The organism is Mesorhizobium sp. 01N446 (assembly GCF_056399285.1).
In genome coordinates this window covers 169,686-195,226 of record NZ_JBFTRA010000003.1, presented here as the reverse complement: position 1 = coordinate 195,226, position 25,541 = coordinate 169,686, and the positions used below count along the sequence as shown (strand labels likewise).

Annotated in this window: 27 protein-coding genes; 8 read left to right on the top strand and 19 right to left on the bottom strand. The window is 63.2% G+C overall.

The window, feature by feature from the left end; all coding sequences use genetic code 11:
• Positions 1 to 8: 8 nt before the first annotated feature.
• From AC1DPX_RS15245 to AC1DPX_RS15180, 14 genes are all read right to left on the bottom strand, one after another.
• Positions 9 to 1,031 (bottom strand): LacI family DNA-binding transcriptional regulator, encoded by a 1,023-nt coding sequence (locus AC1DPX_RS15245; protein ID WP_477237774.1) that lies wholly within the window; start codon positions 1,029 to 1,031, stop codon positions 9 to 11.
• 137 nt (positions 1,032 to 1,168) lie between these two features.
• Entirely contained in the window at positions 1,169 to 1,960 is a 792-nt protein-coding gene (locus AC1DPX_RS15240) for an ATP-binding cassette domain-containing protein (RefSeq protein WP_477237771.1), read from the bottom strand.
• Positions 1,961 to 1,963: 3 nt separating this feature from the next.
• A complete protein-coding gene (locus tag AC1DPX_RS15235; protein ID WP_202355393.1) occupies positions 1,964 to 2,950 on the bottom strand; it encodes an ABC transporter permease in 987 nt (328 codons plus the stop codon).
• A 119-nt stretch (positions 2,951 to 3,069) separates the two neighbouring features.
• The gene (locus tag AC1DPX_RS15230) at positions 3,070 to 4,005 is read right to left on the bottom strand and encodes a substrate-binding domain-containing protein (RefSeq protein WP_477237769.1); all 936 of its coding nucleotides are present in this window, start codon (positions 4,003 to 4,005) and stop codon (positions 3,070 to 3,072) included.
• A gap of 224 nt (positions 4,006 to 4,229) precedes the next feature.
• Positions 4,230 to 5,267 (bottom strand): ABC transporter permease, encoded by a 1,038-nt coding sequence (locus AC1DPX_RS15225; protein WP_477237767.1) that lies wholly within the window; start codon positions 5,265 to 5,267, stop codon positions 4,230 to 4,232.
• A complete protein-coding gene (locus AC1DPX_RS15220) occupies positions 5,264 to 6,793 on the bottom strand; it encodes a sugar ABC transporter ATP-binding protein (RefSeq protein WP_477237765.1) in 1,530 nt (509 codons plus the stop codon). Before AC1DPX_RS15220 ends, AC1DPX_RS15225 begins: the two co-directional genes overlap by 4 nt.
• A 103-nt stretch (positions 6,794 to 6,896) precedes the next feature.
• The gene (locus AC1DPX_RS15215; RefSeq protein WP_477237763.1) at positions 6,897 to 8,054 is read right to left on the bottom strand and encodes a fumarylacetoacetate hydrolase family protein; all 1,158 of its coding nucleotides are present in this window, start codon (positions 8,052 to 8,054) and stop codon (positions 6,897 to 6,899) included.
• A gap of 160 nt (positions 8,055 to 8,214) precedes the next feature.
• Positions 8,215 to 9,084, bottom strand: a complete 870-nt coding sequence (locus AC1DPX_RS15210) for an aldose 1-epimerase (RefSeq protein WP_477237761.1) — start codon at positions 9,082 to 9,084, stop codon at positions 8,215 to 8,217.
• A gap of 16 nt (positions 9,085 to 9,100) precedes the next feature.
• Positions 9,101 to 9,856 (bottom strand): SDR family oxidoreductase, encoded by a 756-nt coding sequence (locus tag AC1DPX_RS15205; RefSeq protein WP_477237759.1) that lies wholly within the window; start codon positions 9,854 to 9,856, stop codon positions 9,101 to 9,103.
• Between the two features lie 15 nt (positions 9,857 to 9,871).
• Positions 9,872 to 10,603: an ATP-binding cassette domain-containing protein gene (locus AC1DPX_RS15200; protein WP_202355386.1), complete on the bottom strand. Its 732-nt coding sequence runs from the start codon at positions 10,601 to 10,603 to the stop codon at positions 9,872 to 9,874.
• 3 nt (positions 10,604 to 10,606) lie between these two features.
• Positions 10,607 to 11,584, bottom strand: a complete 978-nt coding sequence (locus AC1DPX_RS15195; RefSeq protein WP_477237757.1) for an ABC transporter permease — start codon at positions 11,582 to 11,584, stop codon at positions 10,607 to 10,609.
• A 78-nt stretch (positions 11,585 to 11,662) separates the two neighbouring features.
• Positions 11,663 to 12,640, bottom strand: a complete 978-nt coding sequence (locus tag AC1DPX_RS15190) for a sugar ABC transporter substrate-binding protein (protein WP_069091641.1) — start codon at positions 12,638 to 12,640, stop codon at positions 11,663 to 11,665.
• A gap of 25 nt (positions 12,641 to 12,665) precedes the next feature.
• Positions 12,666 to 13,868, bottom strand: coding sequence for a mandelate racemase/muconate lactonizing enzyme family protein (locus AC1DPX_RS15185; protein WP_477237755.1), 1,203 nt, complete (start codon positions 13,866 to 13,868; stop codon positions 12,666 to 12,668).
• Positions 13,865 to 14,587, bottom strand: coding sequence for a FadR/GntR family transcriptional regulator (locus AC1DPX_RS15180; RefSeq protein WP_477238261.1), 723 nt, complete (start codon positions 14,585 to 14,587; stop codon positions 13,865 to 13,867). The genes AC1DPX_RS15185 and AC1DPX_RS15180 overlap by 4 nt, the downstream gene beginning before the upstream one ends.
• 104 nt (positions 14,588 to 14,691) lie before the next feature.
• On the opposite strand from AC1DPX_RS15180, the gene AC1DPX_RS15175 reads away from it, so the two are divergent.
• The 6 genes from AC1DPX_RS15175 to AC1DPX_RS15150 all read left to right on the top strand — a co-directional run bounded on the left by AC1DPX_RS15175 (position 14,692) and on the right by AC1DPX_RS15150 (position 20,581).
• Positions 14,692 to 15,597, top strand: a complete 906-nt coding sequence (locus AC1DPX_RS15175; RefSeq protein WP_477237753.1) for an SMP-30/gluconolactonase/LRE family protein — start codon at positions 14,692 to 14,694, stop codon at positions 15,595 to 15,597.
• Positions 15,598 to 15,797: 200 nt separating this feature from the next.
• On the top strand, positions 15,798 to 16,682 hold the full coding sequence (locus AC1DPX_RS15170; RefSeq protein ID WP_477237751.1) for an ABC transporter permease: 885 nt from the start codon (positions 15,798 to 15,800) through the stop codon (positions 16,680 to 16,682).
• Positions 16,679 to 17,500, top strand: coding sequence for an ABC transporter permease (locus AC1DPX_RS15165; RefSeq protein ID WP_477237749.1), 822 nt, complete (start codon positions 16,679 to 16,681; stop codon positions 17,498 to 17,500). The genes AC1DPX_RS15170 and AC1DPX_RS15165 overlap by 4 nt, the downstream gene beginning before the upstream one ends.
• Positions 17,501 to 17,526: 26 nt before the next feature.
• Positions 17,527 to 18,597, top strand: coding sequence for an ABC transporter substrate-binding protein (locus tag AC1DPX_RS15160; protein ID WP_202355379.1), 1,071 nt, complete (start codon positions 17,527 to 17,529; stop codon positions 18,595 to 18,597).
• A gap of 300 nt (positions 18,598 to 18,897) precedes the next feature.
• Positions 18,898 to 19,506: a cupin domain-containing protein gene (locus AC1DPX_RS15155; protein ID WP_477237747.1), complete on the top strand. Its 609-nt coding sequence runs from the start codon at positions 18,898 to 18,900 to the stop codon at positions 19,504 to 19,506.
• Positions 19,496 to 20,581 carry an ABC transporter ATP-binding protein gene (locus AC1DPX_RS15150; RefSeq protein ID WP_202355377.1) on the top strand — a complete coding sequence of 362 codons (1,086 nt, stop codon included), beginning with the start codon at positions 19,496 to 19,498 and terminating at the stop codon, positions 20,579 to 20,581. The genes AC1DPX_RS15155 and AC1DPX_RS15150 overlap by 11 nt, the downstream gene beginning before the upstream one ends.
• 457 nt (positions 20,582 to 21,038) lie before the next feature.
• Here AC1DPX_RS15150 and AC1DPX_RS15145 read toward each other — a convergent pair whose 3' ends face one another.
• Positions 21,039 to 21,743, bottom strand: a complete 705-nt coding sequence (locus tag AC1DPX_RS15145) for an SOS response-associated peptidase (protein ID WP_477237745.1) — start codon at positions 21,741 to 21,743, stop codon at positions 21,039 to 21,041.
• A 185-nt stretch (positions 21,744 to 21,928) separates the two neighbouring features.
• Here AC1DPX_RS15145 and AC1DPX_RS15140 point away from each other — a divergent pair, with 185 nt between their 5' ends.
• Complete coding sequence (locus AC1DPX_RS15140; protein ID WP_477237743.1) at positions 21,929 to 22,282, top strand: SnoaL-like domain-containing protein; 354 nt, start codon at positions 21,929 to 21,931, stop codon at positions 22,280 to 22,282.
• A gap of 97 nt (positions 22,283 to 22,379) precedes the next feature.
• Here the strand turns inward: AC1DPX_RS15140 and AC1DPX_RS15135 are convergent, their stop codons facing one another.
• Together AC1DPX_RS15135 and AC1DPX_RS15130 are read right to left on the bottom strand one after the other, a co-directional pair.
• Positions 22,380 to 22,859, bottom strand: coding sequence for an SRPBCC family protein (locus AC1DPX_RS15135; RefSeq protein WP_477237741.1), 480 nt, complete (start codon positions 22,857 to 22,859; stop codon positions 22,380 to 22,382).
• Positions 22,856 to 23,212, bottom strand: a complete 357-nt coding sequence (locus tag AC1DPX_RS15130) for an ArsR/SmtB family transcription factor (RefSeq protein WP_477237739.1) — start codon at positions 23,210 to 23,212, stop codon at positions 22,856 to 22,858. The genes AC1DPX_RS15135 and AC1DPX_RS15130 overlap by 4 nt, the downstream gene beginning before the upstream one ends.
• A 168-nt stretch (positions 23,213 to 23,380) precedes the next feature.
• Here AC1DPX_RS15130 and AC1DPX_RS15125 point away from each other — a divergent pair, with 168 nt between their 5' ends.
• Positions 23,381 to 23,731: an ArsC family reductase gene (locus AC1DPX_RS15125; protein ID WP_477237737.1), complete on the top strand. Its 351-nt coding sequence runs from the start codon at positions 23,381 to 23,383 to the stop codon at positions 23,729 to 23,731.
• A 102-nt stretch (positions 23,732 to 23,833) separates the two neighbouring features.
• On the opposite strand, the gene AC1DPX_RS15120 is transcribed toward AC1DPX_RS15125, so the two are convergent.
• Positions 23,834 to 24,187, bottom strand: coding sequence for a DUF488 domain-containing protein (locus AC1DPX_RS15120; protein ID WP_477237735.1), 354 nt, complete (start codon positions 24,185 to 24,187; stop codon positions 23,834 to 23,836).
• 23 nt (positions 24,188 to 24,210) lie between these two features.
• A complete protein-coding gene (locus AC1DPX_RS15115; protein WP_477237733.1) occupies positions 24,211 to 25,467 on the bottom strand; it encodes an aminopeptidase in 1,257 nt (418 codons plus the stop codon).
• Positions 25,468 to 25,541: the final 74 nt, after the last annotated feature.

Here is a 25,541-nt window from a genome sequence, read left to right as displayed (position 1 = left end):
TCCCCGCCCTACTGCACCGGCACGTTTTCCCTGAAAATCAGGCGCGGCTCGATGAATTTGCGGGTCAGATAGGGCGCCGATGAGGCGATGGAGCCGAGCAGGCGGATGACCGACTGTTCGGCGATCAGCCTGGCGTTCTGGTCGATGACGACGTCGGCGAGGTCGTCGACGAGGTAGCCGCGCGTCTCCTTCGTCAGGTCGTGGCAGATGAACACCGGCTTGCGGTTGGGCCTGGCTTCCAGGATGGCTCTCGCGACGCCGGAGCGCCCGGCCCCGACGCAATAAATGCCGAGCAGTTCGGGTTCGTTGTGCAACGCCTTCATGGTCTCGGCGTAGCTGGCACCCGGCTCGTCATTGATCTCGACGGCGCTGGTCACGGTGAGGTTGGGAAACTCTTCGCCGAGCACTGACCGAAAACCCATCTCACGCTCCTCATGGCCGCGATAGGAGCGCGAGCCGACGACCATCGCCAGATGGCCTTCGCGGCCGCCGAGGAAACGACCCATCAAAAGCGCCGCCGTTCGCCCCGCCACCCGGTTGTCGATGCCGACATAGGCCGAGCGGGGAGCGGCCGGAATGTCGGACACCAGCGTCACCAGGCGGATGCCGGCCTCGACGATGTCGCGCAGGATGTTGCGGGTTCGCGGATGGTCGATGGCGATGACGCCGACGCCATTGGCCCTCAGCGACAGGTTTTCCACCGCGCTCTGCAGCGCGTTCGGTGAGATGCCGGCGAGGCTATGGATCCGGCAGGAGGCGACCAGCGGCAGTCGCGATGCATAGTCCTCGATGTGCCTTGCCAGATCCTGCATGAAGGCGTTGCTGCCGATCGGCAGGAAGAATTCGAGGTTTGCGGGTCTGGATGGAAGCGTCACCTGATCGGCGACCGGCAAATAGCCGAGCTGCTTGGCGGCCTCCATCACGCGCTGCCGGTTGGCGGCGCTGGCGCCGGGCCTGTTGTTGAGCACCCTGTCGACCGTCGCGGTCGAGAGCCCACAATTCCTGGCGATATCGGAGACGGTGGCCTTCATGCCGCAACCCTATGCGCCGATGCGACGGCGCGCCAGACAAGTGATTTGGCTCGCGATGCGATCCGAGGGACAGGCGATCGACACCCATCATCGCGACGCGCATCAAGCAGCTTCGACAAGACGGCGTCCGCCCGCCCTCAGTGCGACGGCCTGCCGTCGGCGATAGCCTCGCGGATTTCCTTGTCCGACATGCCGGTGATGATCCGTTCGACTTCCGTCACGGTTGTCTTCTTCGGGTCGATGTCGTCGGCGACCACCTTGCCCCGGCGCATGACGACGATGCGGTCGACCACCTGGAAGACGTGATGGATGTTGTGCGCGATGAAGATGCAGGAATGGCCGGAATCGCGGGCGCTGCGCACGAAGCTCAGCACGCCTTGCGTCTCGGCGACGCCGAGATTGTTGGTGGGCTCGTCGAGGATGATCAGGTCGCTGTCGAAATGCATGGCGCGCGCGATCGCCACCGCCTGGCGCTCGCCGCCTGACAGCGAGCCGATTGGCGTCGTCGGCGGAATGTTCTTCGAGATGCCGACCTGTTTGAGCAGGTCGCGGGCGACATTGTTCATCGCCTCCTGGTCCATGCGGTTGAGGAAACGCGGCGGCTTGATCGGCTCGCGTCCGAGGAACAGATTGCGGGCGATCGACAGTTGCGTGACCAGCGCGGAATCCTGGTAGATCGTTTCGATGCCCTGCGCGATGGCGTCGCTGGTGCTGCGCAAGGTGACCTTCTTGCCGCGGATGAAGATGTCGCCGCTGGTCAGCGGCACCGCGCCCGACAGGACCTTGATCAGCGTCGACTTGCCGGCGCCATTGTCGCCGAGCAGACCGACGATCTCGCGCTCGTTGACATGGAAATTGGCATCCTCCAACGCCTGCACGCGGCCGTAGGATTTGCGGATGTTCTGCATGCGAATCAATGGCTCGGCCATGGTTCAAGTCCCCGCCTGATGCCGGCGTTCCAGCCATGAATGGAGCGCCATCATGCCAAGGATGATCGCGCCGATGAAGATGTTGTAGGCAAGTCCCGGCACGCCGATCAGCACGATGCCGTTGCGCATCACGCGCAGGATCAGGATGCCGAGCACGGTGCCGATGATGGTGCCGCGCCCGCCGGTCAGCGCCGTGCCGCCGATCACCACCATGGCGATGACTTCGAGCTCGTAGCCGGTGCCGCTGTTGGGGTTGGCGGCCGAGGTGCGCAGCGAGGAGATGACGCCGGCCAGCGAAGCCATGAGCGACGACAGCACGAACAGCCCGATCTTGACGCGGTTGACATTGACGCCGCGGGCGCGCGCCGCGTTGGGATTGCCGCCCGCCGCCTGGATCCAGTTGCCGGTTCGGCTTTGCGTCAGCACGTAGCCGAGCGCGATCGCCGCGGCGATGAACCAGAACAGCGACATGTAGATGCGGAACGGCCCGATGAAGAAGTCACCGACCAGCGCTTCGGCCAGCCAGCTGCCTTCCGCGCTCCAGGTGCGCTGCGGGAAACCGTCGGTGATGAAAAGGGCGCTGCCGCGTACCACGAGCAGCATGCCGAGCGTCACCAGGAAGGATGGGATCTTGAGCTGCGTGACGAACCAGCCATTGACCAGGCCGATCAAGGCGGCAACCACCAGCGCGGCGACGAAGCCCATTTCCAGCGAGGTGACGCCGCTGTTGAACAGCGTCCACATCAGCACCGGCGAGAAGCCGAACAGGGAGCCGACGGACAGGTCGAATTCGCCTGACGTCATCAGCAAGGTCATCGCCAGCGCGATCAGGCCGAGCTCGACCGTGAAGGCCAGCGTGTTGGAAATGTTCTGCGGCGATAGGAAGTCGTGATTGAAGCCCCAGAAAACGCCGATCTCGACGACGAGCAGCACGAAGGGACCGAATTCAGGCCGCGCGATCAGGCGTTGGACAAGCGAATGATTTTCCACTGGGAACCCGCGACATGGTTGGAACGGGCCGCGATCTCCACCGCCTCCGATGGACAGGTCGCGGCGCAGAAAGATATCTGGCGCCGCGCGCCAGATGCGCGCGGCGTCAGGATCGCGGTTTATTTGCCGGACAGGATCTTGTCGTAGACGGCGGCGGTGTCCTTCTCATAGAGCGCGCCGGTGATGACGTTGAAGCCCGGAGGAATGCCTGACGCCGCCATGTTGGCGAGCGACAGCGCGACATAGCTGGTCGCCTGCGGATCCTGCCACTGGCCGGCATTGACGTAGCCGTTCAGCACTTCCTGGGTGGTGTCGAGCGAATTGCCCCAGCCGACGACGGGGATTTCGCCCGGCTTGACGCCGACCTGGTCGAACACCCGCTTGATCGAGCCGGTGACCAGGTCGCCCAGCCCGATGATGGCCTTGACCTTGCCCTTGTGGGCGGTGAGGTAGTCGACCATGCGGTTGATCACCTCGGCCTGGTCGAGCGTCGCCTCGGTCACTTCATAGGTGATGCCGAGCGGTCCGAAGACGCTCTTGATGCCTTCCTCTTCCTGGACGCCATAGGTGGCGCCGGGGATCTCGACCGGCATCCAGACGAAGTCGCCCTTCTTCACCAGGCCCTTGTCGACCAGATACTGCGCCCAGTGCTTGCCGAAGGTGACGTTGTCGCCGCCGACATAGGCGTTGAAATTGGCTTTTGGATCGGGCGTGTTGAAGTTGATGATCGGGATGTTGGCGGCGCGGGCTTCCTTGACGATCTCGACGAGGCTGCCCGGATCGGGGCTGGTGGTGACGATACCGTCGGCCTTGGCCGAGAGGGCGGCGCGAACCGCTTCCTGCTGGGAGGCGACGTCGCCATTGTGGAACGAGGTGTTGACGGTGTTGCCGGTGTCCTTGGCCCATTGCTTGGCGCCGGCCAGGAAGTAGGTCCAGACCGGATCGGCGGGGCCGCCATGCGAAATCCAGTAGAAGGTCTTGGCCTGCGCGGCTGCCGGAATGACCGTCAGCGCGATCAACAGGCCGTAGAGCACAAGTCTCAGTCTTTTCAGCATTTGATTTCCTCCCGGTTGAAGATGATCCGTCCCTGTTCCGGCTTCGGCCGGATTTGCGTCTTTGCCAGCGCCGCTCGGATATCTCAGAGCATTCCCTTTTTCGACGTATGGCAAGCCTCCATCTGCAGATGTAGTTGGCGCCCGACACGGCGCCATCAACGGTCCCATCAGATTGCATCAGTCGAGGTGATTTTTTCGGGACGCCGGATGATTGGCGGCGAGGCTCAGCCGGGCGGATTGTGATGATCGTGTCGGGCGCGCTGGCTGCGCCACAGCTTGACCAGTCGGTCGACCGCCAGGGCAAGCACGACCAGGGCGCCGGCGGCAAATTTGCTCCACACGGCATCGACGCCAAGCATGCTCATGGCGCTGAGGATAAGCTGGAGGACCAGCATGCCGATCGCGGCGCCGATGACGCTGCCATGGCCGCCCGAAAGCGATGTGCCGCCGATGATGGCCGCTGCGATCGCCAGCAACGTGAAATTGCTGCCCTCGCCGGGGGCAATGGCGCCATGCGCGCCGACATGGATCACCCCGGCCAGCCCCGCCATCGCGCCCATCAGCACCAGTGTCAGCAGCCGTACCTTGGAGGTTGGAATGCCGGCATAGGCGGCAGCCTGCGGATTGCTGCCCACGGCCTGGACCCGGTAGCCGAAGCGCGTGCGGTGAAGCACGGCATGCATTACGGGCACCAGCAAGACAAAGACGATGGCCGTCGCCGGCACCATCGAGAACGCCTTGCCCGACAGTATCGTGAAGAAGCCGCTGTCCGTGCCCGGCGGCACGATTGTCTGTCCCTTGCCGGCGACCAGCGGCGACAGCCCCTGGATCATCCACCATGTGCCGAGCGTTACCAGCAGAGCCGGCAGGCGCAGTACGATCGCCAGCAGGCCGTTGATCAGCCCAAGGCAAGCGCCCGCCGCGACACCCGCCAGGCCGGCAAGCCAGGGGTCCATTCCGGCAAGCATCAGCAAGGCCGCGAAGGCCGCCGTGAGATGGAACACAGCACCCGCCGAAAGGTCGATCTCGCGGGCCGAGAGCACGAACACCATGCCGATCGCCAGAATGCCGGGCAGGGCGGCCTGGCCCAGCACCGAGAGCAGATTGGCCGGTTCGAGGAAGGAGGGGTTCAGCCAGCCAAGCAGTGCGACCAGCACGGCGAGCGCAACGACAGCACCGGTCTCGGCCGGCAGCCGGATGCTGCGTCTGGTCTTATGGTTCACCGAGCCGGCAAGCGGCGGCACGGTCTCAGTCCTGGTCATGCAGCGCTCTCCCGATTGCTCCGGCGGTTTTCGTCCGCGGGCTTGCCCGAAATGATCAGCTTCAGAAGCCTGCCCGCATCCATGTCGTCGCCGGCGATTTCGCCGGCCAGCCTGCCCTTGTGGAAGGCCAGGATGCGATCGCAGAGCCCTGTCAGCTCGGACAGTTCGTTGGAATGCAGCAGCACGATGCAGCCGCCGGCCGCCATCTGGCGGATCAGCGCGTAGATCTCCTGCTTGCTGCCGATGTCGATGCCGCGGGCGGGCTCGTCGAGCAGCACTACTTGCGGGCCGATCTCCAGCCATTTGGCGATGATCACCTTCTGCTGGCAACCGGCCGAAAGCGAGCCCGCCGGCATCTCCGGCGCGCTCCTGATGCGCAGTGCCTCGATCTGCCGCGTGGCGCGGCCGAGCGCCGCCTTGGGCGAATACCAGCGCGACCCCCAGTCGCGTGCGCCGACGACGACATTCGCCATGTTGAAGGCGATGGATTTTTCCGGCATCAACCCGTTGCCGCGCTCACCTGAAATCATGCATATATTGCGCCGCGCCGCTTCCGTCCGGGTCCTAGGCAAGCCGTCGCCGTCGGGAAAACGCGCCTTGCCCTGGCGCGGCTTGCGCAGCCCGAACAACAAGGCAAGCAGGTCCCGCGCTCCGGAACCGGCAAGCCCGAGGATCTCGCCGGTGCGGGCCGTGAGGCTGACCTCGGACAGACTGCCGCCGCCCAGCCCGTCGATCGTGATCTGCGGCCGCAGCGTGCCGGCAAGCGTCGGCAGGACCCTGAGCGGCAGCGGGAACAGCGACTGGCGCAACTGGCCGATCATCGCTTCCTCGGACGCCGTCAGTTCCTGCCGCGCCTTCGACAGCACGTCGCGGCCGTTGCGGATCACCGTCAGCTGGTCGGCGATGGCAAGGGCGTCCCCCAGCCGGTTCGACGCGTAGAGCATGCTCATGCCCCTGGTTTTCAGCCCTCGCAGCACGGCGAACAGGCGCTCGCCCTGACGCTGGTCGAGCGCCGAATTCGGGTCGTCAAGGAGGAGCAGCCTCGGATTTTCCAGCAGCGCGCGGGCGATCGCGACCAACTGCCGTTCACCGGGTCCGAGATCGCCGAGTGGCGCATGGACATCGACATCGAGACCAAGCTGGCGAAGCAATTCACGGCTGCGTGCCTCCATTTCGCGCCGCGAGATCAGCCCGTTGTGAAGCGGCTCGCGGTTGACGAACAGATTGGCCAGCACCGGGCGCTCGGGAAATAGCCCCGGCTGTTGCAGGACCACGCCAATGCCTAGCTTGCGCGCCGCGTTGGGGCTGTCGATCGTCGCGATCTTGCTGTCGAATTCGATGGTGCCACGGTCGGGCCGGACAATGCCCGCCAGCATCTTTGTCAGTGTCGACTTGCCGGCGCCGCTTTCGCCGACCAGCGCGTGGATCGAACCGCGCTCGACCATAAGGCTCATGTCGTCGAGCACGACCGTGCCGCCAAAGCGCCTGGCGACGTTGCGCACGAACAGGATCGGCGAATCGGACATCGGAACGGCCCCCCGACCGCACCGCGATCTTGAAGCGGATTGTGTCCGCCGTCATCCGGGTTTTGCATAAAATTGTGTTGATTGCGGCCGTTCTGGACAGATTCTAGATGAGATCGGCCTTCGCCAGGTCGCGCATGAGATGGCTGGCGCCGTAGGTCCAGTGCGGGCAATCGGGCGACAGCCGCACCCGGTTGACCAGCGCGCCGAATTTTTCCGACGAGATGGTGACGATGTCGCCGACCTTGTGGGTAAACCCCCTGCCCTTTTCGCCACGGTCCTTCGATGGCACGAACATGGTGCCGAGATAGAGCGCCAGCCCGTCCGGATACTGGTGGTGCGGGCCCATGGCGGCGGCAACCAGCTCTTCCGGCGAACGGCTGATCTCGGCCATCGAGCTTGCGCCCTCCAGCGAGAAGCCATCCTCACCCTCGACCTTGAGGCGCACCACGGCCCGCTTCACGTCGTCGATCGAGAAGGTGTCGTCGAACAGGCGGATGAAGGGTCCAAGCGATGCGGAGGCATTGTTGTCCTTGGCCTTGCCGAGCAGCAGCGCGGAGCGCCCTTCGACGTCGCGCAGATTGACGTCATTGCCGATGGTGGCGCCGACGATCCTGCCGCTCGAGGCGGCGATCATGGCGATCTCCGGCTCCGGATTGTTCCAGGTCGACACCGGGTGCAGGCCGACATCGGCACCGAAGCCGACCGAGGCCATGGGCTGGCATTTGGTGAAGATCTCGGCGTCGGGGCCGATGCCCACTTCCAGATATTGCGACCAGGCACCGCGCGCGATCAGCTTGGCCTTGATCTCCATCGCCTCAGGCGAACCGGGCTTGAGCTTCGACAAATCGTGGCCGATCAGCCCGGCAATGTCGGCACGAATGGCGTCGGCCTTTTCCGCCGAGCCGCGCGCCTGTTCCTCGATCACCCGTTCGAGCAGGCTGACGACGAAGGTCACGCCCGACGCCTTGACCGCCTGCAGGTCGACCGGGGAGAGCAGATAGGGTCTTGCCGGATCGCGCCTGGCCTCGAAACCGTTGGCCGCGATGTCGTCGAGCGCGCCGATCGGCTTGCCCTTGGCCGAGCGCACATGCCCTGCCGGATCGGCCATCTCGCAGACGTCCCGCACGGTCGGCGCCACGCTTGACGTGATGTCGAGGACGGTGCCGTCGCGCACCGTGACGATCAGGGGATGGGGCGAAGCCGGTGATCGAGCGCGGCCGAGAAAGACGCCATCGTCAGGCAGAAACGTCATGTTTGTCATTGCACTCTCGTCATTACGCGGGATGGGTCGATGTTATGAGGTGCGCATGGCCTCTTCAAGCCGACACGCCCTGAAGCAGCATGTGCCAGGCGACAGGCGATCAACGGAAAAGGTCCTTGCCACCATGTCACCGCATCGCTTCGCGACTCCCGATTTGGCGCTACAGTTCGCCCCAACGTAACCGCAAATCCGCGCTTGTCGATGCGCCTTTTTCCAGCGTGGTCAGGCCGCTGCCGTGATGGGCGTCCACCACATGCGAAACGGGTTCGAAGCAGAAGAAATCAGCATCTCGTGCCGGCGAATAGAGGACGAAGACATTCAGCGAGGGCGATGCCTCGACCGTGACGGCGATAGCGTCATCCGGCTGGATGATCGTGGCGTGTCCGTTCCAACCTTCGAAGGCATTGTTGACCCAGGCGTCGGGAAGCGGCGCGGCTTGCGAAAAGTCCCAGTCCGGCCGGGAGGACAGCGGCACCACCCCCGTCGGTAGGTGTCGTTCGTCCTCCAGCCAGACACTATGCGCCGATGCTTGCAGCAACGTGCGCGGGCGGCGCGGAAACCAGGGGTGGAGACCGAGCCCGTAGGGCAGGCGTATGTCGGCTCGGTTCTCGACAGTCAGCGCTGCGGACAGCGCGCCATCCTCCAATGCATAGCGGACGCTCGCACGGTAGCGGTAAGGCCCGATCGCTCCATCCTCCAGAGCCAGCTCCATTTCTGTGCCGGTTCGCCTCGTCAACCGCCACGGCCTTTGAAATGCGTCGCCGTGGAGTGGGAACGGCTCGCCTTCGACATTGGGCTCTATCGCATGGAAGCGCCCGTCAAATTCGAAGCCGCCACCGGAAATGCGGTTTGACCAGGGGATCAGCAGTTGAGACCCGAACTTCAGCAGCCCCCTCGACGGCTCAAGGAGAGGCGTGGGTGCTCGGCCGGGTCGGATTGCGTCGTAGCGCATGATGGCGGCGCCCTCGCGGGGGCGCACCACGAGGCTTGCACGCCCATCGGCAAGTTCGATCTCATCTTCGTTGGTCATCGAAAGGCCGCCACGGCTACCATCCGCCATCGATGTTGATGTTCTGACCGCTGATCATGTCCGCGGCCGGGGAGACGAGGAATAGCACCAAATCGGCGATATGCTGCGGCTCGATTCGCCGCTTCAGGCTTTGGTTGGCGAGGATCCAGTCACTGTATTCCTCGAGCCGTTCTCCGAAGACGCGCTCCTCTGCCTCGGAAACGACAGCGCCGGGCGACACCGCGTTCACGGTGATGCCGTGTGGCCCCAATTCCCGCGCCAGCGACTTGGTCAGTCCCAGCATGGCGCCCTTCGAGGCCACATAGGGCACGTAGCCCTCCCAGCGGCCGTTCAGCGTCACCGAGCAGAAGTTGACGATCCTGCCCCAGCCCTTCTTCCTCATGCCGGGGGCGCAGGCGCGTGCCAGCGCGAAGGCAGCCGATGAATTCACACGGATCTGGTCCTCGTACTCGCCAAGCGAGAATTCCTCGAACGGACGGTTGATGATGAGCGCGGCGTTGTTGATCAGAATGTCGATCGTGCCTTCTGCGTCGGCGAGCGCCCTGACCGCTGCTTCGGTTTCAGCCAGCTGGTTCAAGTCGCAACCGACATAGACGATCGTACCCTTGTTTGCCGCCGCCAGCTCCGCAGCGATTCCAGGCCCTTCGGCATTCTCCGGCCGGTCAAGCAACAGCACGCGCGCGCCGGCGCGGGCAAGCGCGGCAGCCTGGGCGCGGCCCAGCGAACCGAGACCACCCGTCAGGAGCACAACTTTACCGGAAAGGTTCGTCATCACCGTTCCCGCTCCTCAAAGCACGTTGTGGACTTCATCGATGGAGGTCTCCTCGATGCGCTTGTCGAGCACGACCTCGCCGCGCGCCATCGCGACCACGCGATCACAGCAATCAAAGACGTGATGCATGTTGTGGCTGATGAAAACGCCGGTCACCCCTTGCGCCTTCAGTCCACGCACAAAGCCGATGACCTTGCTGGTCTCCTTGACCGAAAGGTGATTGGTCGGTTCGTCGAGGATCATCACCTTCGATTTGAAATGCATGGCGCGCGCGATGGCGACACCCTGCCGCTGGCCGCCTGACAATTCACCGACCAGCGCGTCGGGCGAGCGCAGATGCAGGTCGACATTGGCGATCGCCTTGATGCTCTCGCTGCCCATCTTCTTTTGATCCAGGATGCCGACGCCGAATAAGGAAAACAGCGTCGGTTCGCGGCCGATAAACAGGTTCCTGGCGATCGACATGGTGGGAACCATAGAATTGTACTGGTAGATGGTCTCGATGCCGAGGTTCATCGCATCGCGCGGCCTCGCGATCCGCACCGGTCTGCCTTCGACCAGGATCTCGCCTTCGTCAGCGGTATGGACGCCGGACAGGATGTTGATGAGCGTCGATTTGCCGGCACCGTTGTCGCCGACCAGCCCGAGCGCCTCGCCGCGCTTCAGGTCGAGGCTCACCCCCTTCAACGCATGGACGCCGGAATACCATTTGTGAAGATTGCGCACGGAGATGATTGCGTCTTCCATGGCTCAGCCCTCCATCTTGATCGCCTTGGCGCGTTTGCGCATCCAGGCATTGGCGACGACGGCGAAAATGGTCAGGAAGCCGATCGCGAATTTGAACCAGTTCGCGTCGACATTGGAGAGCACCAGCCCGTTGTCGATGATGCGGATGAGGATTGTGCCGATGATGCCGCCGGCGACCGTGCCGATGCCGCCTGCGAGCGAAGCGCCGCCGATCACCGCCGAGGCGACCGCCTGGAGTTCCAGACCTTCGCCGATGGAAGGCAAGGGGGAGCCCAGCCTCAGCACTTGCAGCATGCCGGCGAAACCCGACAGCATCGAGCAAAGCACGAAGCATGCGAGTTTTACCCTCGCGGTCGGGATGCCCATCGAGGCGGCAGCCGGGTGGAAGCCGCCGGTGGCCTTTATCCAGTTGCCGAAATTGGTTCTGGAAAGCATCAGGGATGTCAGCAGCGCAATTCCCGCAAACCACAGGAACGACATGCGGAACATGTTGCCGGGGCCGACGAACGAGGTGAACAGCCAGTTCGGCAGATCGGCGGGAAGCAAGGGTGGAAACCCGCCCGAGACGACGATCGTCAGGGACCGGGCGATGAAAAGCATGCCGAGCGTGGTGATAAAGCTCGGGATCTCGAACCAGATCGTCACATAGCCGTTGATAAATCCGATCACCGCGCAGACGACAAGCCCGGCCAGCAAGGCAAGGGGGAAGGGCAGCCCTTCGACCATGAGGACCGCCATGCACATCGGCATCAGCGCGAACACCGATCCAACCGACAGGTCGAACTCGCCGCTGATCATCAAGATCGTGACGCCGATGGCGACGAGGCCCGTTTCCGGCAGAATGCCGAGGATGCCGCGAAGGTTATCCTGATTGAGGAACACGCCATCCGAGCGGATCTCGAAAATCACCACCAGAAGCACCAGCAGGATCAGTCCCGCCAGTTCCGGCTTTTCCAGACAGGTCTTGAAGAGGCGTTTCAAGGCAGGCTCCAGGAATTCGAGGCAAGGGACCACCCGGCAGTGCGCGGACCGCCGGGTGAACACATGGCGGGTGTGGGCTTAACGCAGACCTTGCGAGGAAAGCGTCATGATCGCATCGGCCTGATCCGGGCGTACGATACCTTGACCCGTATCGATGTCGGAGGGGGCCAGACCGACCTTCTTGTTCAGGTAGGCTTCCATGACGGGCATGAAGCCCTGCATGTAGGGCTGTTGATCCACCAGAGCCTGGACGTAGCCCTTCTGCATCTGCTGCAGGACTTCCGGCACCAGATCGAAGCCGCCAAGCAGGACCTTGCCCGGCGCGACGCCGCGGTCCTGCAGCGAGCGCGCAACGCCCGCGCACCAGAAGCCGGTGTCGAAATAGGCCGTGGTGTCGGGATGCGCGTTGAGATAGGCGCCGACACGATCGGACGTGATCGCAAGATCCGTTCCGCTGTCGATCCGCTCCCATGAGACCTGGCGGTCGGGGTGGGCCGCCTTGTACTCTTCCAGGAACTGCATGACGCCCGCGCCGCGGCTTTCTGACCAGTTCTGGCCGGGTGCGGAAATGCCGACCAGAACCTTGATCGGCCCCTCTTTCGGGAAGCTCTCGGAAATCGCTTTGCCGAGCGAATAGCCCGCCGGCTTGAAACCTTGCCCGATGAAGGCCTGCCGTGCATTGCCCTTGGCGCCTTCGGTGTCATCGACATTGACGGCAATCACCAACACACCGGCGTCCCGCGCCTCCTTGATGACGTCGTCGAACGCCTTGTTGTCCACAATCGAGGTCAGCAGGGCATCCGGCTTGGCCGCAAGCGCGGCGCGCATGTTGGCGAGTTGCTGTTCGACCGAGCCTTCGGTCTGGGTGAAGATCATGTTGCACTTGGCCTCGACCTTGCCGCAGGCATCGTCAAAGCCCTTCTTCACCGCCTGCCAGAAGGTGTTCGAGGCCGACGAATGGTGCGTAAAGACGATGTTGAGCCCGTCGGCACTGGCGACGGAAGGCCCGGCAAGCAGGGTCGTGGCGAGCAAAAGCGTTGCAGTCAGTCGTTTCATTTCTATTCCTCCCGTTGAGTGTGCTTCAGATGTCCGTCTTGTCGGAGACCCGGCGATGGACGGTGTAGGCCCGACCGAGGTCGGGATTGAGCTCCAGCCCGAGGCCGGGACCAGGCGGCACGGTGATCATGCCGTCCTTGACTTCCGGCAGCGCGGTCACGAGGTCGCGATACCAGGTCCTGTAAAATGCCCGCACACTCTCCTGGACGAGGGCGTTGGGCGCGTTGAGCGACAAATGCGTGGACGCCGCCAGCACCACCGGCCCGGTGCAGTCGTGCGGGGCGACCGGCAGATGCCAGGCCTCCGCCATCGCTGCGATCTTGCGTGCCTCGGAAAGTCCGCCGCACCAGGAAATGTCCAGCATGACGATGCCCGCTGCGCCCGTCTCCAGAAGGTCGCGGAATGCCCAGCGACTGCCCAAGGTTTCCGACGCCGAGATCGGCGCCGGGCTCGCGGCCTCATAGCGCTTGAGATCGGCGAGGCTGTCCATGCGGATGGGATCCTCATGCCAGTAGGTGCCATAAGGTCCGAGCGCCTTGGCGATCTTGATCGCGGGCAGGAGCTGCCACATGGAGTGGAACTCGACCATGATGTCGATCTTGTCGCCAACGGCTTTGCGGATCTTCTCGAAGGGTTGCAGCGCGGCTTTGAGGTCGCCGGCGGTGATGTCTTGCCCCCGGCTTTTCTCGGCGGCATGGTCGAAAGGCCAGATCTTCATGGCCGTGATACCGTCCTCGAGCAGCTCCGCCGCCAATTCGTCGGCGCGGTGGAGAAACCCGTTCAGGTCGTCGTAGCCTTGCCCTGTGCCGAGGCCGTAATTCGCGGTGGTCTGTCCCTTGCCGTCCTTGATGTATTCGGTGCCGGCGCAGGTGTTGTAGGTGCGGATGGACTGCCGCGAAAAGCCTCCCAGGAGCTGCGCGATCGGCTGGTTCATCGCCTTGCCGAAAATGTCCCAGAGCGCGATGTCGAAGGCGGAATTGCCACGCACTTCGACCCCGCTTGAGCGGAAACCGAGATAGCCAACCAGATCCGCGGAAAGCAGATCGATCTGCAGTGGATCGCGGCCGATGACGCGTGGCGCGACATATTCGTGGATGTATTCCTCGACCGTGCGGGCCAGGAAAAAGGTTTCGCCGAGGCCGGTGATGCCCTCGTCCGTATGCACCTCGACCCAGAGCAGATTGGGCCGTTCTTCGATGCGGATGGTCTCGATCGAGCGGATTTTCATGCGATCCCCGCGTCGATCAATGCCTTGACGCTCTTGTCGAAATGCGCGGCCATATGTTCGGCGGCGAGTTGCGGGTTCCCCGCGACGATCGCCCGGGCAATATCCGCGTGCCCCTCGATCATCTTGATCTGCTCTTCCTCGGTGGCGCGCGTACGCCAGCCGATCACCCAGGTGCGTCGCGTGACACCGCTGAAGGCGTTGATGATCAACGAAAACACCGGGTTGTGAGAGGCCCGCGCGATCGCCTCATGGAATGCGATGTCGTACTCCATGACGATCTCGGGCGTACGGTAATTCTCGCGCATCAGCTGCGCGCATTTCTGTATTTCAGCCGCCTCCGCATCGGTCCGCCGGAGTGCGGCGAGCGCCACCGTGCGCATTTCGATGGTGCGGCGCACATCATAAACCTGCTGGACGCTGATCTGTTCGGTGGTGACGCCGTGCTCGATCACCATCGACATAGCGCCAATGTCGAGCTTGGCGACGCTGGCACGCCGGCCGGCGCTCATGTCGATGAGACGCATCGCCGACAACGATCGAAACGCCTCCCGCACCACTGTGCGCGAGACACTGAGCTTGCGGGTCATGTCGGCTTCACTGGGCAAGAGGTCGCCGGGGCCAAGGCCTTCGACGCGGATGTGTTGGGTGATGGCCTGAATGGCGGCACTCACCAGCCCGGGATTCGTCTCGTCAGGCTCTATGCTGCGATCGCGTACCATTTGCCCTAAACCTGTATGACATGTTTTCTTGAAATGCCTATAGCTTTGTGAAATCTTGTCTGTCAATAGCGATTGACCGCGCGACAGCTGGGAGGGGAAGGGCAGTGGATAGCGAAAAAAAACCGCCGGGCTTGGTGTTTGACGCCAGGGATATCGTCGGTGAGAGCCTGCTCTGGGACGAGAACAGGAAGGCACTGATCTGGGTGGACATCATCGGGCGGCGCATTCACCGGTTCGATCCGGCTAATCGCGATCATCAGAGCTGGCGGACACCGGACCTCGCAACCTCGATTGGCCTGCGCCGGGACGGCGGCGCGATCGTCGGGCTGCGAAAGGACGTGGCACTGTGGGATTTTGGAGAGAGCTTCAGGACGCTCGCGACGATCGAACCGGACAGCCCTGACACACGCTTGAATGAGGGCGTGGTCGCCCCGGACGGCTCGTTCTGGGTCGGCACGATGGAAAACAACATCGGCGCAGACGATCTTGCGCGCGATATTTCGCGAGATGCGGGGCGGATCTATCGTGTCGACACAGCCGGCACTGTCGAGGCGCTCAGTACCGATCGCTTCGGCATCACCAACACGATGGTCTGGGCGGCGGATGATACGTTCATCACGGCGGACACGACGAAGAACCAGATCTTTCGCTACCACTGGGACAGGGTGCGGTCGCGAATAACCGACAGGCGTCCTTTCTTTTCGGGTTTTCCTCGCGGCCTGCCGGACGGGTCGTGCATGGATGCGGAGGGCTATGTCTGGAACTGTCGCGTTGCGGGCGGCGGCTGCCTGGTTCGCATTTCACCTGACGGGGTTCTGGACAGAATGGTGGAGCTGCCCTGTAGCTGGCCGACGAGCTGTGCCTTCGGCGGCGAGAATTTCGACACCCTCTTCGTCACCTCGGCGCGGTTTACCATGAGCGAGAGTCATTTGCGGGCGAACCCGCAGGAGGGCGGGCTGTTCGCGGTGCGCGCAGACGTTCGAGGCGCCCCGACCAAACGGTTCGGATGAGACGACCCGACCAACGCGGCGGAGAACGGCAGGCTTGCCAGGCCAGCTACCGCCTTTTCGACCATTCCGGGCAAAGCCCAAACGTTCCCGCAGTCGCTGGAACGTTGATTGCGTCCAATTCAGGAAAGCCGGATTCCGCTTGACAGTTTCATGAATATGAAAAAGTCTTAGCCAATTTCAAAATCTCGGTGGGCAGGTCGATGTCGGCCTTCGTTGCAGCACAAGCGCCAGAGGCCCGGTCTTCATCGGGCTTCCGGCTCGCCATGCTGCTGCCCGGCGCGCTGGTCACCTTCCTGCTGATCCTGTTCGCGCTTGGGCTGGTGCTGTTCCTCGCCTTCCGCGGCAATGACGGCTCACTGCTCGGCATTGGGCTGACCGTCGAAAATTTCGTCACCGTGGCCACCGATCCGCTCTACTGGACGGTGACGCTGCGCTCGCTGGTCATTGCCGGCCTGGTGACGCTGGCGACCGTCGTCACCGCCTATCCCGTCGCCTACTATCTCGCCTTCCACGCCGGGCGTCGGCGCGGCCTGCTGCTCTTCCTGGTGACGCTGCCGTTCTGGACCAGCTATCTCCTGCGCGTCTTCGCCTGGAAGATCGTGCTCGCCTATAACGGCGTCCTGAACTCGGCGCTGATCGAAAGCGGCATCTGGTCTGAGCCGACGCTGGCCTTTCTCAACACGCCGGCCGCGGTGGTCGTCACGCTTGCGCATGCCTACGCGCCCTTCGCCATCCTGCCGATCTATGTCGCGCTGGACACCATCCCCAAATCGCTGCTCGAGGCCGCCTCCGACCTCGGCGCGCGCCCGTTCACCGCATTCCGTCGCGTCGTGCTGCCGAACTCCATGCCGGGGGTATTGGCCGCCGCGCTCGTCGTCTTCGTGCCGACCGTTGGCGACTATGTCACGCCGGCCATGGTCGGCGGCCCGGCCAGTACCATGATCGGCACGCTGATCCAGTCGCAGTTCGGCAAGGCCAATGACTGGCCGTTCGGCGCCGCCCTTTCGGTCTGCGTCATGCTGGTCATCCTCGCCGTGGTGCTTGTCGCGCGCGGCGCCGACCGCAGATTTGGCAGCCGCACATGAAAGCGAACCGCGCCGGCACGAACCGGGATGGCAGCTGGCTCGGCCTCTACGTGCTTGCCTATCTGGTCTTTCTCTATCTGCCGGTCCTGCTGATCCCGCTGTTTTCCTTCAACGATTCCATCCAGGCAGCGTTTCCGCTGCAGGGTTTTACGTTGCAATGGTATCAGACGCTCTACGGCAATCCGGCGTTGTCGAGCGCGCTCCTGAACAGCCTCGTCATCGGCGCCATCGCCGCTTCCGGCGCCACGCTGTGCGGCATCACCGTGTCCTACATGGACCTCTATGGCCGCTCGCCGCTGGCCGCCACGATCAGCGCCATAGCAAGGCTGCCGATCCTCATTCCCGGCGTCATCGTCGGCATTTCGCTGCTGATCCTGGTCAACCTCATCGGCCTCGGACCATCGCGCATCGCCATCGTGCTCGGCCACATACTGGTGGCGCTGCCAACGACGGTGGTCGTCATGCGCAGCCGTTTCGCCGCCATCCCGAAGACGGTTCGAGAGGCGGCGCTCGACCTCGGCGCCACCGACTGGACGACGTTCCGGCGCATCATGCTGCCGCTCAGCCTGCCCGCCGTGTTGTCGGCCTTCATGCTCGCCTTCCTGATCTCCTTCGATGAGTTCATCGTCGTCTTCTTCCTTGCGGGAACCGAGCCGACCCTGCCGCTCTATATCTGGAGCCAGCTGCGCTTTCCCCGCTCGCTGCCGACCGTCATGGCGCTGGGGACAGTGATCCTGGCGGCATCCTTCATCATCGCCGGCACCGCCGAGATCCTGCGCCATCGCGGGCTCGGCGCCGCGCGCCGCAATCCAGCCTGACCATAACAAAGAAGAGGAGAACAGAAATGACCTTCCACCTGAAATCGATAGTCGGACAAAAGGCCCGCGCCGGCCTCGCCGCATTGGCGCTCGCCTTGTCGTCGAGCGTGGCGCTGGCCGCCGAAAAGCTGCAATATTTCACCTGGTCGGGCTACGAATTGCCCGACTTCAACAAGAGCTTCCTTGCCGCGCACCCCGATGGCGTCGAGGCTTCGATCTTCGGCGACGACGACGATGCCTTCACCAAGGTCAAGGCCGGCTTCCGTCCTGACATCGCGCATCCCTGCTACGACAAGGTGGCGCGCTGGAACAAGGAAGGCCTGCTGCAGCCGATCGACACCAAGCGCATCAAGAACTGGGATTCGATCTTCCCGGTGTTCAAGAACCTGCCCGATCTGCAGGCCGGCGACGGCAAGGTGTGGATGGTGCCGTGGGACTGGGGCAACACGTCCATCCTCTACCGCACCGATCTGGTGAAGAATCCGGAAGCGAGCTGGAACCTGCTCTGGGACAAGCAATATGCCGGCCGCATGGCGACCATCGACGCCGTGCATGATACGCCGATCGTCGCCGCGCTTCTGGCTGGCGTCAATCCGTTCGACATGACGTCTGAGCAGATGGAGAAGGTCGCGGCAAAACTGCGCGAGCAGCGCCCGCTGCTGTCGAGCTACACCACCGACATGACCTCGGTCGAACAGGCACTGGCCAGCGGCCAGCTGGTCGCCGCCATGACCTGGAATGCATCGGCCACCTCGCTGAAGAAGCAGGGCGTGCCGGTCGAGTTCATGAAGCCGAAAGAAGGCATGCTGACCTGGGCCTGCGGCTTCGTCATGCTCAAGGACGCCAAGAATGTCGATCTCGCCTATGATTTCATCAACAGCCGGCTGGATGCCGATTCGGGCAAATTCCTGATCCAGTCCTATGGCTATGGCAGTTCGCTCAGCACCGCCTTCGCCGGCGTGGCGAAGGATGAACTGGAGAAGTTGCAACTGCCGTCTGATCCCGAAGTGATGCTGAAGAGCACCATCTTCACCGGACCGATGAAGCAGAACGACGATGTGGCCAAGATGTTCGAGAAGGTGAAGGCCGGCGGGTGAGCTTCAGCTGTATTGGATGACTGATTGTCGAGGTTTGCGCTGCCCCTCCCCTGCCTGCCAGCATCCTCTCCCTATATGGTGACGGGGAGAGGGGCGCTCTCATCGCCGATTTCGCCAATCATCAACGTCGTAAGAAAGGCGCCGAGGGTGCGGCCAGCCTCCTCCTCCCCGTCACTATACGGGGAGAAGGTGCCGGCAGGCGGATGAGGGGCGGCGCCGACGCCCGATAAAATGCGAATTCAATCCCGAGGCTGGCCATTGTCAGGTGCTGGCCCCAGAGACCGCAACAAGGACCGATGCATGGACATGCTTGACGAGGCCGCCGAGAAACCCAGGGACGATGCCGACATCCGTGTCGGCCGGCGCGTGCGGGCGCTGCGGCTCGAGCGCCGCCTGTCGCTGGCCGAACTGGCGGCCAGGGCAGGTGTGTCGATCGGTGCGCTGAGTCAGATCGAGCGCGGCATGTCCTCGCTGCGCGTCAAGGTGATCTGGCCGCTCGCCGCCGCCCTCGACATCGAGCCTTCGGCGCTGATCGCCGATGGCGACGAGGCCGTCAACGATCTCTACTGCGTGCGCTCCGACAAGCGGCGCTCCATCCCGGTGAAGTCCGAAGGCATCGCCAAGGCACTGCTGTCGCCGCCGGGCGCGACGCTCACCGGCATGCTGGTGACGGTGGAGGCCGACGGCGGCACGGCGGAGGCCTATGCCCATGCCGGCCATGAATTCGGCTTTGTGCTTTCGGGCGAGGTCGAACTGGTGGTAGATTCGACAAAATACGGCCTGAAGACCGGCGACAGCTTTGCCTTCAAGAGCACGCTTCTGCATGCCTTCCGCAATCCCGGCGCCGAGCAATGCCAGATCCTGTGGGTCAACACCACGAAACCCTCCGAGGTTCGCGATGGCGCCTGATCCACTCGTCCGGCTGCAGTCGGTCTCGAAGATTTTTCCAGGCGGCATCGTCGGGCTCGATGCCGTCGATCTCGACATCGTCAGCGGCGAATTCATCACGCTGCTCGGACCGTCCGGCTGTGGCAAGACCACCAGCCTGCGCGTCATCGCCGGCTTCGAAAGCCCGTCGAGCGGCAAGGTCTTGCTCGACGGCCGCGACATCACCGCGCTTCGGCCCTTCGACCGGCCGGTCAATACGGTGTTCCAGGATTACGCGCTGTTTCCGCATATGGACGTCGCCGAAAATGTCGGCTTCGGCCTGTCGCTGCGCAAACTCACCGGTGCCGAGCAGGCGAAGCGTGTCGGTGAAGCCCTCGACATGGTCGGTCTCGCCGACAAGCTTCGCGCCCGTGTCTTGGAACTCTCGGGCGGCCAGCGTCAGCGCGTGGCACTTGCCCGCGCCATCGTCTGCGAGCCGCGCGTGCTCTTGCTCGACGAACCGCTGTCGGCGCTCGACGCGCATCTGCGCGAACAGATGCAGGTCGAGCTGAAGCGGCTGCAATCGCGGCTTGGCACCACTTTCGTCATGGTCACCCACGACCAGACCGAGGCCCTGTCGATTTCCGACCGCATCGTCGTCATGAACAAGGGCCGCATCGAGCAGATCGCCCCGCCGGCGACGCTCTATGACCGGCCCGCCACGACGTTCGTGGCGAGCTTCATCGGCACCATGAATCTCCTGCAATCGCGCTTTGTGGGTCGCGATGGCGATCGTTTGCGCTTCGCTGCCGGCGCCTTGCCGCTAGAGGCCGTTTCTGAAACCGGCCAATCACCCGGCGAAGGCGAGATGCGCACCATCGGCGTGCGTCCGGAGGATCTGCTGGCGGCCACCGAGGCCGCGCCCGGCACGGCGCCAGCGCGCGTCAACAGCATCGTCTTCCACGGCCGTACCTTGCGGCTGCATGCCGAACTGGGGCAGGGGTTGCCGGTTGTCATCGATGCGCCGCGCCAGGCCGAGGGTTTTCAATTCAGCGTGGGCGACGTGGCGCATATCAGCCTGCGCCGTGGCGCCAACTGCCCCATGCTGGCGAGCTAGCCTTCACCTTCGCAAGGTGGCAGCACGGTGGCGCGCAGGCAGGTCTGATCGACTGTTAACAAACGACCATGGAGTTAAGTAGGAATTGACTAATCTAGGAAGACATTCCTAAATTAGTTGATGCCGGAAATGAGCACCCGACCGCGCCGAAATGTGCAAACCCTATGCCTCGCGCACGAGGTGGGGCAACTTATTCGCGTCCGATGCCGGCACTGCAATATCACCCGGCACTATCTGCCCGGCGATCTAGCCAAGCTTGTCGGCGACATTCCCTTTTGGGATGTCGAGCGGCATATGCGGTGCGAGCGCTGCAAGCTTCGCGAGCTTGATGCCGACATAATTTTGCCGAGTGCCGCTGAGCGTTTGAAAATTCGTGTCAGACGCCTTGTCGAAATCCGCATGGTTCGCCGTGTGATATGGCGAGACGAAGAGTGAGGAACGCGGCTATCCCCTCAGCCTAGAAAAGAGACCCTTGGGCCGGTGCCTGCTGCGGAAACTTGATTTGCGTGGCTGGCTTCTCAACGATCACCAACGCGTCGTCTGGCGCTGTTCGCTGCAAATGCCGTGCTTCTGCCCAGGGTGCTGTCAGCCAGGCCTCCGTCTCCTCCGACGTGGTCAGGATTACCGGCATGGCCTTCTCATGGATCGGAGCGATGAGGGCGTTAGGCTTGGTTGTCATGAAGGCGAACAACTCGAAGTCCCCAAGTCCATCCTTGACCTTTCGAACACCCTGCCAAAGGGTCCAGAAGCCGGCGAAGAAGAACAGCGGCCGGCTTTCGTCACGGGCAAACCAGTAATTGCGCTGGATGCCTGTTTCCGGGTCCTTGTCGCCCGGTGTCGGGCTGGGTTCGGCAAAACTGGTGACCGGCACGACGCATCTGTTCTCGACACCGACAAATTGTTGCCAGTGCGAGTATTGCGGATTGCGAACGTTGGTTGTGCCGTAGTCGGCCTTGCCTTTCATACGCTCTTGAGGCGTCGGCAATCCCCAAAGCAGTTTCGCCAGCTCACGCTTCCCGTCTGCCGTGTTGCGAACGACCGGGCCAGGCTGATTGGGATAGATGTCAACGGAAGGTTCAAGGTTGCCGCTGATATCGCGCAAGGCGCGCGTCCATTGGCGGATCGCCTCTTGCGTCGTGGTGATGTTGTAGAGGTTGCACATGCACCTAGCATTGCGGAATTGGCCTGTGTCCGCAACCGAGGCCGCTGCCCGTGCCCCCGCATTTCGACGTCACAGAGCCACGCTATATCGATCGTCCTGACACGCCTTGTCAGCTGTCATGTGGGCACCGGTGGCAGACAGGCAGGCTATTCCCTAATTGCAGTGCGTCAGAACAGGAGGAACACATGACCATCACGGACATTGCCAAGGACTTCACCGAGCTCCTCAAGCAGGGCGATCACAACGGTGCCGCCGAGAAATACAATGCCGACGATATTGCCAGTTACGAAGCCATGGAGGGGCCGATGGCCGTCAGCCATGGCAAGGAGGCCCTCAGGCAGAAAAGCCAATGGTGGCAAGAGAACCACGAAGTCCATGGTGGCTCGGTCGAGGGCCCCTATGTCAATGGCGATCAGTTCGCCGTGCGCTTCACGTTCGACATCACGCCCAAGGCCACCGGCCAGCGTGTCACCATGGACGAGGTCGGCCTGTACACCGTCAAGAACGGCAGGATTACCGAAGAGCGCTTTTACTATTGAGGCTGGAGATACCTCCGGCTTCGCAGGCGGCTCTTCGCCACGGCATCGAGAAACAAGCATGACGGCCGGGACGGTGTCCTGGCCGCCATGCGAGAGATTAAATCGTCTTCACATACGCGGCTAGCTGATCGGCCACCGTACCCCAGCCGTCGAAGAAACCCATCTCTTCGTGATTGTTGCGGGTCGCTTCGTCGCGGTGGATGGCGGTGGCGGTGTAGCGCGTGCCGCGCCCATCCGGGTGGAGGGAAATGACGGCGGTAATGAAGGGCTCGCCTGACGGCCGGTAGCCCGGCAGCAGCGCATCCGTCCACACCAGCCGCTCGTTCGGCACGATGTCGAGATAGCAGCAATGGCGGTCGTTCACCTCCTTGCCGTCGGGCGACTGCATGCGTGTGCGGAACAGCCCGCCCGGCTTGAGATCGATCTCGCAATCGGTGATCAGCCACGGCTTGGGGGTGAACCATTGCTTGACATGCTCCGGCTTCGTCCAGGCTCGCCACAGCAATTCGCGCGGCGCATCGACGACGCGCTCCAGCACAAGGTCCAGCCTGGGATCCGGCTTGAAGGGATAGCTCATTTTTCCTGCTCCTTGAGGGTCATCACATAGGCGTCGAACTGGTCGAGGCGGCGCTCCCACAGTGTCCGCTGTTCGGCCAGCCAGTTCTCGGCGAGCTGCAGCGGCTCGGGCGCCAGTTGGTAGGTCCGGGTTCGGCCGATCTTTTCCGATCGCACCAGCCCGCAGCCTTCCAGCACCTTGAGATGCTCGATGAAGGAGGGCAGCGCCATCCCGAAAGGCTGCGCCAGTTCGCTGACCGAGGCAGGGCTCCTGTTCAGCCGCTCGACGACGCGCCGCCGCGTCGGGTCGGCAAGCGCGCGGAAAATGCCGTCGATCGGTGGAGGACTCGAATTGGCGTTCTGGAGGCTTGTCATTGGTCGGTCCTGAGGCGTTGCCAAAAGTGGCTTGGAAAATACTTAGGAAAATTCCTTAGTATTGGCAAGCCCGAAAATTCCGCGGTTGCGGGCTTGGGCGCTGGCAAAGCAGGAAGGGCGGTTTTAGGCTGTGGGAGGATTCGACGGTCAGCCCAAGGAAAGCGCGCTTTGACGATTACGATCTACGGCATCACCACTTGCGACACGGTCAAGAAGGCGCGCGTCTGGCTGGAGAGCCATGATGTGCCCTATCGGTTTCACGATTTCCGCGCGGAGGGGCTGGACGCAAAGCGGCTGGATGGCTGGGTCGGCAAGGTCGGCTGGGAAAGGTTGCTCAACAAGGCGAGCACGACGTTTCGCGAACTGGCGGACAAGGACAAGCAGGGCCTCGACGAAAAGAAGGCCAAGGCGTTGATGCTGGTCAAGCCGACGATGGTCAAGCGGCCGGTGCTCGAAGTCGGCGATCGGGTTCTGGTTGGTTTCAAGCCGGAGGCTTATGAGCAGGCGGTAGGGAAGTAGGCGGAAAGCGTCGTGACGTCCGATCTGCCCCCTCGTGGGAGAGATGTCCGGCACGACAGAGGGGGGGTGCTGTCCCGCCTGCTTGCCAAAGTTCCGAGCGCCTCAACCCGCGCGCAAATACCCCGCCAGCGCCACCGCATTGTTGTGCGCCTCATCATGGGCTCCGTAGAGTAGCGTCACCTTGCCGTGGTGGAGAAAGCCGCGCAGTTGCGCCACCGCCTCGCCATTCCCGTCCAACTCCGCGCGGTACCGCTTCTGAAACTCCGTCCAGCGCGCAGCCTCGTGCCCGAACCATTTTCGCAACTCGTCGCTCGGAGCGATCTCTTTTAGCCACAGTGCCAGTGCGGCCTCTTCCTTGCTGACGCCGCGCGGCCAGATGCGATCGACCAGTACCCGCTGCCCGTCATCGGGTGCGGGCGGCTCGTAAATCCGCTTGACCATCAGGTCGAAAGCCATTCGACCTCCCTTTGCCGAAACCCTCAGGCCCACTCGCCCTTGCGCATCACCGGCACGCGGCTGCCGTCCTTGTTTACGCCGTCAATGTCGATCTTGTCCGAGCCGATCATCCAGTCGATGTGGATGAAACTTTTGTTGCCGCCGCGCGCGGCGATCTCGTCCTGGCTGAGCGAGGCGCCGTCGACGAAGCATTTCGAATAGCACTGGCCGAGCGCGATATGGCAGGCGGCATTTTCGTCGAACAGCGTGTTGAAGAACAATAGGCCGCTGGCCGAGATCGGCGAGGAATGCGGCACCAGCGCCACTTCGCCAAGACGGCGCGCGCCCTCGTCGGTGTCGAGCACTTTCTTTAGCACATCCTCGCCCTTCGACGCCTTGGCCTCGACGATCCTGCCTTCCTCGAACCGCACCGAAATCTCGTCGATCAGCGTGCCCTGGTAGGACAGCGGCTTGGTCGAGGAGACATGACCCTCGACGCGCCTGGAGTGCGGCGTGGTGAAGACCTCCTCGGTCGGGATGTTGGGATTGCAGGTGATGCCGTTCTTGGCGGTCGAGGCGCCGCCCATCCATTCATGGCCGTCGGCCAGCCCGACCGTCAGGTCGGTGCCCGGTCCGGTGAAGTGCAGTGCGTGGAAATTGTGGCCGTTCAGCCATTCGGTGCGGCCGCGCAGCGCGGCATTGTGCGCGGTCCAGTTGCCGATCGGGTCTTCCACGTCGACCCGCGAGGCGGCGAAAATGGCATCGGCGAGCTTGGCCACCGCGACATCGTCGGCGTCGTCCGGGAAGACCTGCTTGGCCCAGGCCAGATCGGGATAGGCGACAATGTTCCAATTGATGTCGAAGCCGGTGATCTTTTCCAGCGCCGGCTGGTAGGCCATCGAGTTCGCCTTGTTGGCGCGCGCCACTTTCGCGGGATCCTGCGCCGACAACAGTGACGGGTCCTCGCCGCGCACGGCAAGCCGCGCCGCATTGTTGGAAAAGGCCTTCGCCATGCCTTCATAGAGCCAGCCGGCGGCGCGGTCGAAGCTGGCGTCGACGCCGAAGCGGTAGCGCGCCAGCGTCATCTCGTCATCGTTGAAGATCGGCGTCACCAGCCCGGCGCCGGCCTTGTAGGCGTGCTCGACGATGCGCCTGGTCAGCGGCAGGGCGGCGATCGACGAGGTCAGCACCAGATCCTGTCCGGGCTGCAATTGCAGTCCAACCTTGATGGCGACCTCCGCCAGCCTGTCGAGCTTCACCGGGTCGATCGTTGCGGAGACGCCGCGTGAATGTGTGGTCATGATCCTGCCTGCCATGATGTGGGGGTCTGACCCATACATAGACCGCTGCCGCGATCCTTTCCACCAGCTTTGCG